General features: G+C 60.7%; 15 protein-coding genes, 1 tRNA gene and 1 pseudogene. 8 read left to right on the top strand and 9 right to left on the bottom strand.

The annotated features are described in order from the left end of the window. Positions 1–1,213 (bottom strand): annotated as a pseudogene (locus X760_RS53605) (ABC transporter permease). Continuing rightward, positions 1,210–2,742 carry an ABC transporter ATP-binding protein gene (locus tag X760_RS53600; RefSeq protein ID WP_023719006.1) on the bottom strand — a complete coding sequence of 511 codons (1,533 nt, stop codon included), beginning with the start codon at positions 2,740–2,742 and terminating at the stop codon, positions 1,210–1,212. The pseudogene X760_RS53605 and the gene X760_RS53600 overlap by 4 nt, the downstream one beginning before the upstream one ends. Before the next feature lie 181 nt (positions 2,743–2,923). Here X760_RS53600 and X760_RS53595 point away from each other — a divergent pair, with 181 nt between their 5' ends. Continuing rightward, complete coding sequence (locus X760_RS53595) at positions 2,924–3,133, top strand: SlyX family protein (protein WP_031194007.1); 210 nt, start codon at positions 2,924–2,926, stop codon at positions 3,131–3,133. A 67-nt stretch (positions 3,134–3,200) separates the two neighbouring features. On the opposite strand, the gene X760_RS53590 is transcribed toward X760_RS53595, so the two are convergent. The 3 genes from X760_RS53590 to X760_RS53580 form a co-directional block, all read right to left on the bottom strand. Then, complete coding sequence (locus X760_RS53590; protein WP_023719004.1) at positions 3,201–4,190, bottom strand: BMP family ABC transporter substrate-binding protein; 990 nt, start codon at positions 4,188–4,190, stop codon at positions 3,201–3,203. A 215-nt stretch (positions 4,191–4,405) separates the two neighbouring features. After that, on the bottom strand, positions 4,406–5,068 hold the full coding sequence (msrA, locus tag X760_RS53585; protein ID WP_023719003.1) for a peptide-methionine (S)-S-oxide reductase MsrA: 663 nt from the start codon (positions 5,066–5,068) through the stop codon (positions 4,406–4,408). A gap of 72 nt (positions 5,069–5,140) precedes the next feature. Beyond that, on the bottom strand, positions 5,141–5,464 hold the full coding sequence (locus tag X760_RS53580; RefSeq protein ID WP_023719002.1) for a hypothetical protein: 324 nt from the start codon (positions 5,462–5,464) through the stop codon (positions 5,141–5,143). Between the two features lie 421 nt (positions 5,465–5,885). On the opposite strand from X760_RS53580, the gene X760_RS53575 reads away from it, so the two are divergent. After that, positions 5,886–5,975, top strand: a tRNA-Ser gene (locus tag X760_RS53575). A gap of 1,087 nt (positions 5,976–7,062) precedes the next feature. On the opposite strand, the gene X760_RS53570 is transcribed toward X760_RS53575, so the two are convergent. The 4 genes from X760_RS53570 to X760_RS0137860 all read right to left on the bottom strand — a co-directional run bounded on the left by X760_RS53570 (position 7,063) and on the right by X760_RS0137860 (position 9,613). Further along, a complete protein-coding gene (locus X760_RS53570; RefSeq protein WP_023719001.1) occupies positions 7,063–7,470 on the bottom strand; it encodes a hypothetical protein in 408 nt (135 codons plus the stop codon). Positions 7,471–7,742: 272 nt separating this feature from the next. Next, entirely contained in the window at positions 7,743–8,015 is a 273-nt protein-coding gene (locus tag X760_RS0137865; RefSeq protein ID WP_031194005.1) for a hypothetical protein, read from the bottom strand. 443 nt (positions 8,016–8,458) lie between these two features. Then, a complete protein-coding gene (locus X760_RS53565; RefSeq protein ID WP_023718999.1) occupies positions 8,459–9,067 on the bottom strand; it encodes a YdeI/OmpD-associated family protein in 609 nt (202 codons plus the stop codon). 120 nt (positions 9,068–9,187) lie between these two features. Next, entirely contained in the window at positions 9,188–9,613 is a 426-nt protein-coding gene (locus X760_RS0137860; RefSeq protein WP_031194003.1) for a cupin domain-containing protein, read from the bottom strand. A gap of 320 nt (positions 9,614–9,933) precedes the next feature. Here X760_RS0137860 and X760_RS53560 point away from each other — a divergent pair, with 320 nt between their 5' ends. The 6 genes from X760_RS53560 to X760_RS53535 all read left to right on the top strand — a co-directional run bounded on the left by X760_RS53560 (position 9,934) and on the right by X760_RS53535 (position 13,696). Then, positions 9,934–10,368: a DUF3597 domain-containing protein gene (locus X760_RS53560; protein ID WP_023718997.1), complete on the top strand. Its 435-nt coding sequence runs from the start codon at positions 9,934–9,936 to the stop codon at positions 10,366–10,368. 408 nt (positions 10,369–10,776) lie between these two features. Then, positions 10,777–11,007, top strand: a complete 231-nt coding sequence (locus X760_RS53555) for a hypothetical protein (RefSeq protein ID WP_023718996.1) — start codon at positions 10,777–10,779, stop codon at positions 11,005–11,007. 255 nt (positions 11,008–11,262) lie between these two features. Then, complete coding sequence (locus tag X760_RS53550; protein ID WP_023718995.1) at positions 11,263–11,451, top strand: DUF3606 domain-containing protein; 189 nt, start codon at positions 11,263–11,265, stop codon at positions 11,449–11,451. After that, the gene (locus X760_RS53545) at positions 11,451–11,633 is read left to right on the top strand and encodes a hypothetical protein (protein WP_036244723.1); all 183 of its coding nucleotides are present in this window, start codon (positions 11,451–11,453) and stop codon (positions 11,631–11,633) included. The genes X760_RS53550 and X760_RS53545 overlap by 1 nt, the downstream gene beginning before the upstream one ends. Before the next feature lie 156 nt (positions 11,634–11,789). Further along, complete coding sequence (locus X760_RS53540) at positions 11,790–13,271, top strand: hypothetical protein (RefSeq protein WP_023718993.1); 1,482 nt, start codon at positions 11,790–11,792, stop codon at positions 13,269–13,271. A gap of 335 nt (positions 13,272–13,606) precedes the next feature. Continuing rightward, on the top strand, positions 13,607–13,696 hold the full coding sequence (locus tag X760_RS53535) for a K(+)-transporting ATPase subunit F (protein ID WP_023675300.1): 90 nt from the start codon (positions 13,607–13,609) through the stop codon (positions 13,694–13,696). The last annotated feature ends 12 nt before the right edge of the window (positions 13,697–13,708 follow it).

The following is a 13,708-nucleotide window of genomic DNA, read 5'->3' as shown; positions in this document are numbered from 1 at the left end:
TCAGGCGCCCTTCCCCTTGACCGCTTCCATGCCGACCGATCTCGGGCTGAGCGAGGCGAACAGCGCCTGGACATAGGGCCGGAACATATGCTCGAGCGCGCCGGCGAACAGGATGACCAGGCCCTGGATGATGACGATCATGTCGCGGCTGATCGCCGGCATCTCGAAGGCGAGCTCGGCGCCGCCCTGGTAGAGCATGCCGAACAGGATTGCGGCAAGCACGATGCCGACCGGGTGCAGTCGCCCCATCAGCGCCACCGCGATGCCGACGAAACCGGCGCCCGAAACGAATTCGAGCGCGACATTGTGCTGGTCGCCCATCGTCGGGTTGAGCGCCATCATGCCGGCCAGCGCGCCCGAGATCATCATCGCAATGATGATGATGCGGATTTCCGAAATCCCGGCATAGCGCGCCGCTTTCGGGCTGTGGCCGTAGGTACGCATCTCGTAGCCGAGCTTGGTGCGCCAGATCAGGACCCACACCAGAAAGGCCATGGCCAGCGCCAGCAGCGAGCTGACGTTGAACGGCGCCGAACGGATTTTGGCGCCGAACAATTCGATGATCCAGTTGAGCTTCGGCAATTGTGCGCCTTCGAGGAAGGTGCGCGTCTGCGGCGCCATCGAGCCGGGCGGCTTCAGCATGCCCACCAGCGCATAGACCATGACGCTGGCGGCGATGAAATTGAACNGCCATCGAGCCGGGCGGCTTCAGCATGCCCACCAGCGCATAGACCATGACGCTGGCGGCGATGAAATTGAACATGATGGTGGTGATGACGATGTGCGAGCCGCGCTTGGCCTGCAGATAGGCCGGGATCAGCGCCCACAGCGCGCCCATCGCCGCGGCGGCGATAATGGCGATCGGGAAGGTCAGCCACCAAGGCAGCACGCTGTCGAAGGCCAGGCAAACGATGCCGATGCCGAGACCGGCGAGATAGCCCTGGCCCTCGCCACCGATGTTGAACAGGCCGCAATGCGCCGCAACCGCCACCGACAGCCCGCTGAAGATGAAGGTGGTGGCATAGAAAAGCGTGAACGCGATGCCTTGGCCGCGACCGAAGGCACCCTCGACCAGGATGACCGCAGCACGCAGCGGGTTCTCGCCGACCAATATGACGACGAAACCGGCAACGACGAAGGCGACGAACAGATTGATCAGCGGGATCAGCACATAATCGGCCCAGGCCGGCAGCTTGGCATAGGGAGTGCTCATTCCGCGGCCTCCCGGTGCTCGACGCCGGCCATCAGCAGGCCGAGTTCGCCCTCGGTCGCGTCGGGGCCGCGCTCGCCGACGATGCGGCCGGCAAACATCACCAGAATGCGGTCGGAAAGCGAGCGGATTTCGTCGAGCTCGACCGAAACCACCAGCACCGCCTTGCCCTGGTCGCGCATCGCGATTAGGCGCTTGTGGATGAATTCGATGGCGCCGACATCGACGCCGCGCGTCGGCTGGCCGACGATCAGCACGCCGGGATCCTGCTCCATTTCCCGCGCCAGCACGATCTTCTGCTGGTTGCCGCCGGAGAAATTGGCGGTCTTGAGGCGGCAGTCCGCCGGTCGGATGTCGTATTTGACGATCTTGTCCCTGGCATCGTTACGGATGGCGTCGATGTCGAGAAACGGCCCCTTCAGATAGCGCTCGTCGTCCTGGTAGCCGAGGATCGAATTCTCGTTCTCCTCGAAGGCCAGCACCAGGCCGACATGATGGCGGTCCTCCGGCACATGGGCAAGGCCGCGCTCGCGCAGTTCACCGGGATCGGCGGCGCCGGTGAGGTCGATCGGCTTGCCGTCCAACGTGACCGAACCCGAAACGGCGCGCCTGATGCCGGAAATCGCCTCGAGCAGTTCGGATTGTCCGTTGCCGGCGACGCCGGCAATGCCGACGATCTCGCCGGCATGGATATCGAAGGAGACGTCGTCGACCATGGTGACGCCGCGGGAATCCTTGACCGTCAGGTTCTTGACCGCGAGCTTGACGCCGCCGGCCTTCGCCTCGCCTTTCTCGACGCGCAGCAGCACGCGCCGGCCGACCATCAGCTCGGCCAGCTCCTCGACCGTGGTCTTCCTGGTTTCGCGTGTCGCCACCATGGTGCCCTGGCGCATCACCGAGACCGTGTCGGTGATCGCCATGATCTCGCGCAGCTTGTGGGTGATCAGCACGATCGTCTTGCCCTGCTCCTTCAACTGCCTGAGGATGCGGAACAGATGGTCGGCTTCGGCCGGCGTCAGCACGCCGGTCGGCTCGTCGAGGATCAGGATCTCGGCGCCGCGATAGAGCGCCTTGAGGATTTCGACGCGCTGCTGCAGGCCGACCGGCAACTCCTCGATGATCGCGTCCGGATCGACTTCGAGCCCGTATTCGCGCTCGAGCCGCTCCAGCTCGGAACGCGCCTTGGCGATGCTTTTCTTCAGCAGCGCATCGCTTTCGGCGCCGAGAATGACATTTTCCAGCACCGAGAAATTGTCGACCAGCATGAAGTGCTGATGCACCATGCCGATGCCGAGCGCGATCGCATCGTTCGGTGTCTTGATCGATGCCGGCTGGCCGCCGACACGGATTTCGCCGCTGTCGGCCTGGTAGAAGCCGTAAAGGATCGACATCAGCGTCGACTTGCCGGCGCCGTTTTCGCCGACGATGCCATGGATGGTGCCGCGCGTAATTTCCAGATTGATGTCGCGGTTGGCGCGCACGGCGCCAAAGCTCTTGTCGATGCCGATCAGCTCGATTGCGGCTTGCGCCATGCAGCCTGTTCCCACTGTTATTTTTTTACCGCTTGGTCAAACGCCTAGCATGACGCCCAGTCTGTGCCAATTGGGTCTGTGCCAATTGGCCGGAGCACGGTTCACTCTCGACAAATCCCGTCATGCTTGTCAATTTCCAACGTGGCCGCACCCTGCACAATCGCCTGATCGAGGATTTCAAATGACCATGCCCGACGACCGGCTGACGACGCTGGAAATCCGCGCCGCCGAGCAGGAGAAGACCATCGAGGAACTGTCCGGCCAGATCGCCGAGCAGTGGAAGGTGATCGAGCGCATGCAGCGCAAGCTCGACGCGCTGGCCGAGCGCTTCCTGGCGCTGGAGGAACAGGCCGCACCCGACGTGCCGGTGACTAAGCCGCCGCACTGGTGAGCGGCCTGACAATGCAAAACCGCCGGGCTTTCACCCGGCGGCTCGTCAGCTCAGCAATGTCTGTCGATCAATACGGGCAGGCATTGTCCGACATGTAGTCGTGCACCTTGATGGTGCCGGCGATGATGTCGGCCTTGGCCTTTTCGACCGCTGCCTTCATCGCATCGTCGACAAGCGCCTTGTTGTTGTCGTCCATGGCGTAGTCGACGCCGCCTTCCTTGAGGCCGAGATCGTTGATGCCGGCCGTGAACTTGCCGTCCTTGGCATCCATGAAGGTGTTGTAGACGGCAACGTCGACACGCTTGACCATGGAGGTCAGCACCTTGCCGGGCTGCAAGCCGTTCTGGTTGGAATCGACACCGATGCCGAGCTTGCCCGCGTCGGCCGCCGCCTGCAGCACACCGACACCGGTGCCGCCAGCCGCAGCATAGATCACGTCGGCGCCCTGGTCGATCTGCGTCTTGGCGATCTCGCCGCCCTTGGCGGGATCGTTCCAGGCTGCGGGCGTATCGCCGGTCATGTTCTGGATGACGTCGGTGGCGCCGGCCGCTTTGGCGCCGCCGACAAAGCCGCAGCCGAATCTGCGGATCAGCGGAATATCCATGCCGCCGATAAAGCCGACCTTCTTCGACTTCGAAGCCATCGCCGCCATCACGCCGACGAGATAGGAGCCTTCCTGCTCTTTGTAGACGAGGGAGCGGACATTGGGCTTGTCGACGACCATGTCGATGATGGCGAATTTGGTCTCGGGGAATTCCGTGGCAATCTTGTCAAGCGCATCCGACCAGGAGAAGCCCGCCATGACGATCGGATTGCGGCCGTCCTCGGCGAAACGGCGCAGCGCCTGCTCGCGCTGGGTGGCGTTGCTGACCTCGAATTCCACATAGGGGATGCCGGTCTCGGTCTTGAACTTTTCGGCGCCGTGGAAGGACGCCTCGTTGAACGACTTGTCGAACTTGCCGCCGAGATCATAGAGAAGCGCGGGTTGAATGTCCGCGGCGAAGGCCGGAAGAACCATTGCAGCTGCGGCCATGAGGCCGAGTACGATACGTTTCATGTGATCCACACCCCTGTCGGTTATTTGTCCATTATGCACCGCATGCCGGCCCGGTTCTCCGGCAGGCATTCGGCGTCAGGCAGGAGTGTCTTCCTCCCGCTTCGGGCCAATCTGGCACGGCCCGAAACAAAATTCACGTGGAATTTTGACCCTTTGGAAAAGCGTGGCGCCGCATCGCGGCGCCACAGCATATTCCTTGCGTCAGGGGCGCAAAATCAGGCGGAGACGGCGGCCGGAATGGCGCAGGAGACGCCGGTTCCGTGCAGGCCGCAATAGCCGTAGGGGTTCTTCGCCAGATATTGCTGGTGGTCTTCCTCGGCGAAGTAGAATTCCGGCGCCGGCGCGATCTCGGTGGTGATCTTGCCGCGTCCGGCACCGCGCAGCGAAGCCTCGTAAGCATCGCGCGAAGCGAGCGCCGCCTGGTGTTGCGCGTCGTTGAACGTGTAGATCGCCGAACGGTAGGTGGTGCCGACATCATTGCCCTGGCGCATGCCTTGCGTCGGGTCGTGGCTTTCCCAGAACAGCTTCAAAAGCTCGGCATAGGACACGATCTTCGGATCGTAGACGACGAGCACGACTTCGGCATGGCCGGTGAGCCCGGTGCAGGTTTCCTGATAGGTCGGGTTGGGCGTGACGCCGCCAGCATAGCCGGCCGCCGTGACCCAGACGCCATCGACCTGCCAGAACAGGCGCTCGGCACCCCAGAAACAGCCCAGCCCGAACATCGCCGTCTCAAGCCCTTCGGGATAGGGACCCTTGAGCGGCCTGTTCGAGACGAAATGCTTCGATGCCGTCGGGATCGGCCGGTCGCGGCCGGGCAACGCCTCGGAGGGCTTCGGCAGGTTGAGCTTCTTGTTCAGCATATCGCTGAGAAACATGTGCGATTTCCTTTTCTTCTTGCTTGAGCCTTCCCCGATCCGGGGAACGCTGGATCCGGGAACGCAGGAATTTTAGGTCGCGGCGAACCGCCCGCTGGGGCGCTGCCGCCTGTAGCCGATGGCATAAAGAACGAAGGCCAGCACCGCGAACACGGCAAAGCCGGGCTGGCTGAGCACCCAGGCGATGGCGCCGTCCCACAGCAGCGGATTGAGCTTGTCGCGGACGAAGCTTTCAAAGGCGCTGCGCGTGTCCGGCGAGACGGCGAGCCAGCTGGTGTTGAGCGGGGTCATCACCAGCGCCGAAGCCGCCACCGACCGGGTCGCGTCGAGCACGGCCATGATGACCGAAACCGAAAGCGCGACCATTGCAGCGAGACGAAAGACGAAGCGGAACATCCAGACCCTTCCTCCCCAGGAGTTTATCGGAATGTCGTGTCGGACTGTTAAATAGGATTTACCTGCTTCGTCTGCAATCGCGACACGCGAAGTTGAACTTACGCCGGCGGCTTGCACCTGGGCCGGCTGACGAGCCAGACGGCGAAGACGCCGCGGCCGACTGGTTTGTAGGCGCCCAACGAGCACACTGATGCCATGGGCTGAGCATCCCTATCCGGCAAAGCGAATAGAGTGTCTTGGCATTCGGCACCGGATCGACTAGATGAGCCCCGCGCCTGTTGCTTTGACGGCTCGGGTGCGGGGAAAGGGTATCCGCTGGTTGACGGCGCCCACGGCCGGAATTCCGGGCCGGAATCCCAAAGGAGATGCATCTCCCCAACCCGCACGGCGAAACCGGCCGCGTCGAAGATGCTAAAAGGACGGAGAGGTGGCCGAGTGGTTGAAGGCGCACGCCTGGAAAGTGTGTTTACGGGAGACCGTAACGCGGGTTCGAATCCCGCTCTCTCCGCCAGCTAATCCCGAGAAACCCTTTATTTTCCGGGCGTTTGGTAAGGTTCGGTTAGTAGCCTACTAACCAGCCTACTAATCACTAGGGTCAAAACTCCGCCAATGGCCGAGATGGGTGGAAGACCGACGTTCGCTGACAGAAAGACATCACCGTCGCAGCGTCGTCTACAAACGGGGAGGTGTCTCAATGTCAGTGGAAATCCGGGCTGCCTCGGAGGCAGACTTTGACGCGCTCGTTCGGCTCAATCAGGTGGTTCAGAGTCTCCATGCTGAATTGCATCCAGACGTTTTCAAACAGGCAGATCGGAAGAGCACACGTCTGAACTCCNAGCGAGGCTGGCTGATCCGAAGAGCTCGATCGCGATTGCTGAGATTGATCGTGCTCCAGTCGGCTACGTCTGGTTTGAAATTCAGTCGCTGCCAGAAACGCCGTTCACTTTCCCTCGGCCCCTGATCTATGTGCACCACATCTCGGTTATGCCGGAAGCTCGTCGTCGTGGAGTTGCCGCAGCTTTGATGTGCCATGTTGAACAGCGAGCTGCTTGCGAAGGTATCGACGAAATTGCTATGGGCATCTGGGCAGCCAATCTCGACGCGCGGCATTTCTTTGGGTCGCAAGGATGCGTTCCGTACAACATTGCACTTTGCAAGAAGCTTGTGAGAGTCAGCTAAGGGTCAGCAAGCGGACGTTTGAATTACGGTGACAGTGCACTTTGAATTACGGCGACAGAATTACGGCGACAGTGCACTATTTGTCATGTTTGCTCGGCTGTCGCTGTGCGTAAATTGAACGCATGGCTCGACTTGCATTACCGCGCCGCCGATGTCGCGCAACCGATGGGCAGCGAAGCACTTCTCGACCGTGATTGCCGAGCAAACCGGAAAGAGCAGTGAAATTGGGAAACGCGACAGGCGGGAAAAAGAAAATGGTGCACTGTCACCGTAATTCGTAATTTGCAGAGGGCGCGAAGGATCGCTACTGAGCGGCTCCATCTGCGCCGCACCCCTTACCCCAGATCAGCCCACAAGCCGAACGACCCGCGCTCCACCAGAGCGCGGGCTTCGACAGGTTCGTTAGTGTCGCTACGCGTCTAGCGCGGAACGGCTTGTATTCCCGAGACCGAGCGCTCTGTTTCGCCGGAGAAAACCACGAAGGCAAAGATCAGCACGGCGACAGCGACAATCATTGAGCCGGTGGCGACGATCGGCTCGAGCGCAGGATTTCCCTGCAGCATCAGGTAAAGCGCCGGCAACATCACGACCAGGCCGAGATTGTAGACGCCATAGTGGATCATCGCCGTCCTGCGGGCAGCCTTCGCCGGGTTCAGCGCATAATAGCCGCCGAATATTGCACTGGTGACCCATCCCAGCAGGTTGATGTGCGCGTGAGCCGGAAACGCGCCGTGATCGCCTGAAATTGCCATCTGCAGGCCAGCTGCAATTCCCAGAATAAGAAAGACGATGGCTGTCTTGAAAAAGAGCTCCGAAACCTTAGGCATGTCATTCTCCCAAACCCGTTTTGCCGCCGCATCATGCTTTGTTTCCGGCGACCTTGCCAAGGGGGGACCATCGGGCCTGCCGAACCATTTGTTGGCGGCCTGACGGCCCGTTGGCGGCCGGCCACCGAGACTGGCCGGTTGCGAGTCCAGCCGGTAAAAAATATGCGCTCACGCTAATTTGATTGCAATATCACCCGCCAGGCTTCCACGTCGTTCTCACAAGGGAAGTGACCTGCACGATGGTGGTGCCATACGCGCCAAAGGTCAGCCTGTCAGTGTTGCAGCAAGGCCTCGCCAAACTTCTCCCACAGCTGTGTGCAATCTGTTGCTCTGAGGCTGGGGGTTCCGAGTGGGCCATATCGGATGACGGCGGCGTGAACATCATAGCCAACGATAGGTGCATTGGCGACAAAGTGGATAGCCTCGCCCAATCGGCGAGAGCCAATTGGCGCATCGGTTTTGTTGGTGATGTCGAAGACACCACAAATATCCACTTCCTGATTTCTGGCTGCCAACGCAGCTTCCATTACCTGTTCGTGCATCATCGAAATCTCTCCTAACGGTCTAAGTCTAAGAACCGCGGCTTTTGCCGGTCCGGCAGCTGACAACCGCCAAGTCGAAGTGCCTTTTGCAGCATCTCGATTGGCTCTTGCTGCGAGCCACTCCGCCCGCTCCCGCGGCAAGCCGATAAGGCAACTGCCCGCGAAATCCGCAGGCACGTCCACGGTCGCATCAAACACGGCCCACGTGCCAGTCGGCTCCTGAACGGGCAAAAACCTCATAACAGCGCCTGCTAATATACCATACCGACTGTGAGGACGGAGCTTTGTTCCTGCATCGATCAAACGAATGAGAGATGTTGTCGAAATGTCAGGCGACGCTCGCCGAAAACAATCGTCGGCGACATCGCCAGGATCGAAGGCTGAGCAGCGATCCGGCCGCATTCGGGACAAGCACAAGATGCGGGAGACAAGCGCGGTCAGAATGTTCAGCCAGAATCGCGTTTTCGTTGCGGATGGATGGTCTCGCCGCGCTTCAGCATCTCCACGAACGCCGCGATCTTCTTCTTGCGTCCGGCTTCGGTCTTCATGTTGTGGGTGCGGAAGGCGAGCGCGAAGCGGTTTTGCTCGCTGAGCTTCGCCAGCATCTCTTTCGCCTTGGGCTCGGCGTCTATTGCCGCCTGGAGGTCGTCGGGGATCTTCATCTCCTTGCCGCTCCTATAGGCGCGCGCCCAGCGGCCGTCGGCCTTGGCTGCCTCGGCCTGCCTCAGCCCATGCTCGGTCATCCGGCCCTCCTCGATCAGCCGGGCGACATTGTCGACGTTGATCTGGCTCCAGGTGCTCTTCTTGCCGCGCGGGGTATAACGCTGCAAATAGCTTTTGCCGTCCAGGGCCTTGCGCACCGCATCGATCCAGCCCCAGCATAACGCCACGTCGATGGCTTGCTTCGGCGTGATCGACGGCAGCCCCGAATCGCGCTTATGGATCTTGATCCAGACTTCGTCCTCGCTGTCGTGATGCTCGCCAAGCCAGGCATGGAAGCTTTCGGCATCCCTGAACTCGCGCACCTTGGCCGGGTCGACCTTGACGGGCGCCATCAGCCGGTCCGCCCGTGACACAGGCGCGTAACGACGCCGAACCGCTTGCCGGCCGCGCGCGCGCTCATCTCAGCTCCAAGTCCGCAATCCGCAGGCCGGATGATTCCCGCTGGCACGCGTTCAGCCTGCGCGATTGGGCGTGCCGAGGACATGGGATTTCGGCGGCAGCATGACGTCGTCGAATGTCTGCGTGAACATCGCCGCCGCAAAGAAAGCGACGGCGCGCAGGGTTTCGGTGCCGGTGTTGACGAGGTCGTGCCGGACCGGCGTCGGAAGTACCAGGACGCTGCCGGGCCTGACCGGGTGGATGCTGCCGCCCTCGATGTGCAGCTCGCCGGTGCCGGCGATGATGTATTGCGTCTCCTCGGTGGCGTCGGTGTGCCAGCCGAGCCGCTTGCCGGGCTCGATCTCGTAGACAATGACTGAGGACTGGGTGGTGCCGTGCCCGCCGTAAACCGCGAAAGCGCCGGCCCATTTGACCGACGGATCGTCCTCTGCCCAAACCAGCGAACGTTCGAGCCTGTCGGATGCGACGACTGCTGTCATGGCTTCGTTCCTCTCAGCGAATGGCGAACACGAATCTAGATGATTTTTCTGGTCTGCGTCAGCAAAACTGGCTGCCAACCGTTTCCCTCGCCCATTGCGCGTAACTATTTGTCGTGCCGCGATCTGACCATTCTACTCTGGGGTCGGATCACTGAGCCGATTTCACCATGCAACCAAGCCTTTACCTTTCAGCCAGTTTGGAGTTGCCCCTGCGTTGCGTTCGTGGTCCGGTACAACCAGGGCGCTCAATGCGAATTCGGCAACGGTCGCCTCACCGACCGTCAAGGCAACACACCGTGAAGGCAACCCAGGAGATAGCAATGGGCATTTTCGACAGTATCAAAGGTGCGATTTTCGGAAACGCGGTTGCGGCCGAAGCGCCGCCGGCGCAACCGTCTCCCGCGCCTGCTTCGAGCACGGCCACCCAGCCGACGGCGCCTACCCGACCCGACCCGGCTGCAACCCCGGCTCCGGCAACGCCATCCGCGCCGTCCTCTGCTCCTGACATCGCTGCCATTCTCGACAAGGCGGTGGCCGCGAAAGGGCAAAAGCTCAACTGGAAGAATTCGATCGTCGACCTGATGAAGGCTCTGAATATCGATAGCAGCCTCGGCGCCCGCAAGGAGCTTGCTCACGAGCTGAACTACACCGGCGACATGAACGACACCGTAACGATGAATCTGTGGCTGCATGATGCACTGATGAAAAAGCTGGTCGAGAATGGCGGCAAGCTTCCGAGCGATATGGCCGCCTAGAGTCATAAGACAAGCAATTCCAGGAAAACGTGTGAACGGTTTTCCATCCGGAATTGCGTCAAACAAAAAAGACAGACCGGTTCGGCGTTCCGTGAAACGAAGAACCGTCCTGGTCCTGCCCGCACCGTGGTTCTTGCTGCGCTGACTTCGACCGCAACCGAGCAGACCCGACTGCCAAGCAATCAAACTGCCAAGTAAATAAATTGAGACCCATCCCGGCCGCCGGGATGGGTCTGTGGCGAAGTCGCATGGCACAAAAGTGCTGCCGCCTCGCGCCTGGATTGCCTCACGCAAAACCGACGATTTCGGTCGCTGCCCCGCGTGCTGGTAGGACCACCATTTCGCTGGCGAAACCCGACGTTCGGCGTATCATTCTCGCGGGAGAGGGTTCATGGTGGGAGGAAGCCAATGAACGTGGTGCAGAGGGTGACTGTCGCCGACTTGACGGCCCAAGAGCTTGTTTCATCTGCGCTTTCAAGATTCGGCGCCGGCGACACCATATCGACGAGGGCGATGCTGGACATCGTTCGCCGGACGGCCCCGGCCTGCGGTGACAGTGACGACGATCTGGTCGAGATTATCGTCATGACGGCCGTTGGTAGGACCATGGGGGTCGTGTTCGACCATCGCTACCCTTAGCAATCCGCAACGAATACCAGGCTGCGCCCAGGAGCAGTGGCGGGCGGTTGGCAGCGCGCGGCGGAAATTTACTGGTGCGGCCAAGGAAGCGAGCCTTTTTGTGCGCGAAGGCCAGCCTGGCGCCGTGCCCCTGCTTTGAGCAAAAACCGCCGCTCATGTCGGGTCATGCCCGAGGGTAGGCAACTGGGCGACACGCTCGAAGGAACTCGCTGAAATCTTGCCCGTTATGCTCTCGTTGAGATGAGGAGAGCTGCCATGGCCGACGACAAAACCAGGACCGACAGTCGCGACCGCTCACGAGTGGCGGGCGGCGAAGACTATGAGGTACGTCATTTCGCCGAGGAAGCGGGCATTACCCCTGATCAGGCACGCACGCTGATCAAGCGCCACGGCACCGACCGCAAGGTGCTGAACGAAATCGCCGAGAGCATAAGAGCGTCGTAATGGCTAACAAGAAAACCGCAATGGCCGACCGCAAGACGCGCGATCCGGACGAAAAGAAGGCTCTGCACCTGGCCGAAACCACCGACGTTTCGCCGAAGCAGGCGAAGGATCTGATGCGCAAGCACGGCAAGGACAGCCCGAAGGTCGAGAAGGAAGCCAAGAACTTCAAGGCCGAGGGCTGAACGGCCGGAGGTCTGCCCGTCACCCGCAACTTAATAGTCGCTGCTCAACGTGCCCAGCCGGTTAGACGCGCGGCACAGGGGTCGCAATCCCGTAGCTTATCGGTTTTCTAACAAATTCGGGCTATCCCTTCCGCTATCGCGGCTCAGGGATGCCATATGCGCGGGATGTCTGGTGAGGCGAGGCCGTCGATAGACGACATACGGCATGTGAGGCTGGTGTTTTGCCTGCTGGCGGCCGTCGTGATGGCGACGGCGCTCCTCGCCTTTGCCACCTCCCTCCTGCAGGATCCCGATAGCTGGTGGCACATCAAGGTCGGCATGGATATGCTGGCAAGCCGCACATTCCCCTCCGTCGACATTTACTCCTACACTTTTGCCGGCCAGCCATGGATCGCCAAGGAATGGCTTAGCCAGGTTCTCCTTGCCCTTGCCTTCGAAGCCGGCGGCTGGAACGGCGTGGTACTGCTGGCGACTGCGGTAATCGCGCTGACGGCCTTCTTGACGTCGTGGTATCTCAGCGCGTCGTTGAAGCCGACGCTGGCGATAGCACTGACACTGGTGCTCGCGCTCTTGATCGGGCCAATCTATGTCGCCCGACCCCACATCTTTACCTTGCCCATTATCGTCGTCTGGACCGCCGGTCTTTTCCAAGCCGCACGCAACGAGAAAGCGCCGCCTCTATGGCTGCTGGCGCTGCTTTGCCTGTGGGCCAATCTCCATGCCACCTTCACCTTCGGTTTCATTATCGCCGCCTTCGCCGGCCTCGATCTCGTCATGCGCACGCGCTTGTCGAACCCCCGGCTGCTGGCCAAGTGGATCGCTTTCGGGCTGCTTTGCCCGCTGGACAGCCTGCTCAATCCCTATGGCGTCAAGGCCATACTCGCCACATTCACCGTGGCCTATGGCAATGAGGCGGTGCCTTACATTGCGGAGTGGCAACCCTTCGACGCCTCGCGGCATACCCTCCAGGAGGTGGCCCTGCTGGTGGCGTTTTTCGGGCTGCTCGTGTCGAGATTGCGTATTGGCTGGGCCAAGGCGCTGTTCCTTGTCTTCACCTTGCACGTCTATCTCACCCACACACGGTTCATGTACCTGTTCTTTCTTCTTGTCCCGGTCGTCCTTGCCGTCGAGGTTGCGCAACAATATCCAGCGCTTTCAGCCCCTACATGGGCCGCGGAAAAGCGCGACGGACTTGAACAATTTTTCGCGCGGCAATTTTCCAGAATTTGCGCTGGACTTGCCGTTTTGCTGGTTTTGGCGGCCGCGGTCTTCCTGGCCTATCCGGTCGTGCCGAGCCAGAAGACTTCGGCGAGGGATGCGCTGGCCTTCGCCCAAGCCCATAATCTGTCAGGCAATCTGCTGAATTCCTACAATTTCGGCGGCACGCTGATTTTCCATGGCATCAAGACGTTTATCGACGGCCGGGCGGATCAGCTCTTCCTGAACGGCTTTACGGAAACGGATGAGCAGACTGGGCACAGCCGGGGCAAGCCGATCCTGAAAGCCCAGCTCGAGAAATATGCGATAGGCTGGGCATTGTTGACCGCCGACGACAGCCGCATTCCGTTCTTCGACGAACTGGGCTGGAAGCGGGCCTATGCGGACGATTACGCTCTGATCTATACCCGCGCAGACTGATCCCCGGCAGCTTCGCGCGCCGGTGCGCACCTCCCCCTGAAGCTGTGGCCAGCGCCGAGGCGGCGAAATCCTTATGGGATTTTGATTTCTTTGCTCCGCGTCCCGTCTCGAACCTTTATGGCACTTTGATCCATATTCGGCAGAGCGATGTATCCGGCCGCCGATGTGAAGCGGTGAGCGGGCTTGGACAGTTTTGTCAAAGTTGAAAAGAACAAACTCAATATAGGAAATTGCACGATGGACATCATTGTTGTCGGGATAGGAATCTCGTTCTTTGCTCTATGCTTCGGTTACATCAAAGCCTGCGACGGGCTGTAAGTTTAGGGGATCGAAACATGCTCTTCGACTATATCCTCGGCGGCGCCGTGACCCTGTTCCTTCTCGCTTACCTGACATACGCCCTCGTTCGCCCGGAACGCTTCTGATCTCCGCTGGCA

This window comes from Mesorhizobium sp. LSHC420B00 (genome assembly GCF_000503055.1).
GTDB lineage: Bacteria > Pseudomonadota > Alphaproteobacteria > Rhizobiales > Rhizobiaceae > Mesorhizobium.
This window is presented reverse-complemented; position numbering and strand designations above follow the sequence as displayed.

Excerpts from the sequence above, each read along its gene's own strand:
- X760_RS53570 (WP_023719001.1), bottom strand. The coding sequence starts at position 7,470 with ATGCCTAAGGTTTCGGAGCTCTTTTTCAAGACAGCCATCGTCTTTCTT.
- X760_RS0137865 (WP_031194005.1), bottom strand. The coding sequence starts at position 8,015 with ATGATGCACGAACAGGTAATGGAAGCTGCGTTGGCAGCCAGAAATCAG.
- X760_RS53560 (WP_023718997.1), top strand. The coding sequence starts at position 9,934 with ATGGGCATTTTCGACAGTATCAAAGGTGCGATTTTCGGAAACGCGGTT.
- X760_RS53590 (WP_023719004.1), bottom strand. The coding sequence starts at position 4,190 with ATGAAACGTATCGTACTCGGCCTCATGGCCGCAGCTGCAATGGTTCTT.
- X760_RS53565 (WP_023718999.1), bottom strand. The coding sequence starts at position 9,067 with ATGGCGCCCGTCAAGGTCGACCCGGCCAAGGTGCGCGAGTTCAGGGAT.
- X760_RS53550 (WP_023718995.1), top strand. The coding sequence starts at position 11,263 with ATGGCCGACGACAAAACCAGGACCGACAGTCGCGACCGCTCACGAGTG.
- X760_RS53535 (WP_023675300.1), top strand. The coding sequence starts at position 13,607 with ATGCTCTTCGACTATATCCTCGGCGGCGCCGTGACCCTGTTCCTTCTC.
- X760_RS53540 (WP_023718993.1), top strand. The coding sequence starts at position 11,790 with ATGCGCGGGATGTCTGGTGAGGCGAGGCCGTCGATAGACGACATACGG.
- X760_RS53580 (WP_023719002.1), bottom strand. The coding sequence starts at position 5,464 with ATGTTCCGCTTCGTCTTTCGTCTCGCTGCAATGGTCGCGCTTTCGGTT.
- X760_RS53600 (WP_023719006.1), bottom strand. The coding sequence starts at position 2,742 with ATGGCGCAAGCCGCAATCGAGCTGATCGGCATCGACAAGAGCTTTGGC.
- X760_RS53595 (WP_031194007.1), top strand. The coding sequence starts at position 2,924 with ATGACCATGCCCGACGACCGGCTGACGACGCTGGAAATCCGCGCCGCC.
- X760_RS0137860 (WP_031194003.1), bottom strand. The coding sequence starts at position 9,613 with ATGACAGCAGTCGTCGCATCCGACAGGCTCGAACGTTCGCTGGTTTGG.
- X760_RS53545 (WP_036244723.1), top strand. The coding sequence starts at position 11,451 with ATGGCTAACAAGAAAACCGCAATGGCCGACCGCAAGACGCGCGATCCG.
- msrA (WP_023719003.1), bottom strand. The coding sequence starts at position 5,068 with ATGTTTCTCAGCGATATGCTGAACAAGAAGCTCAACCTGCCGAAGCCC.
- X760_RS53555 (WP_023718996.1), top strand. The coding sequence starts at position 10,777 with ATGAACGTGGTGCAGAGGGTGACTGTCGCCGACTTGACGGCCCAAGAG.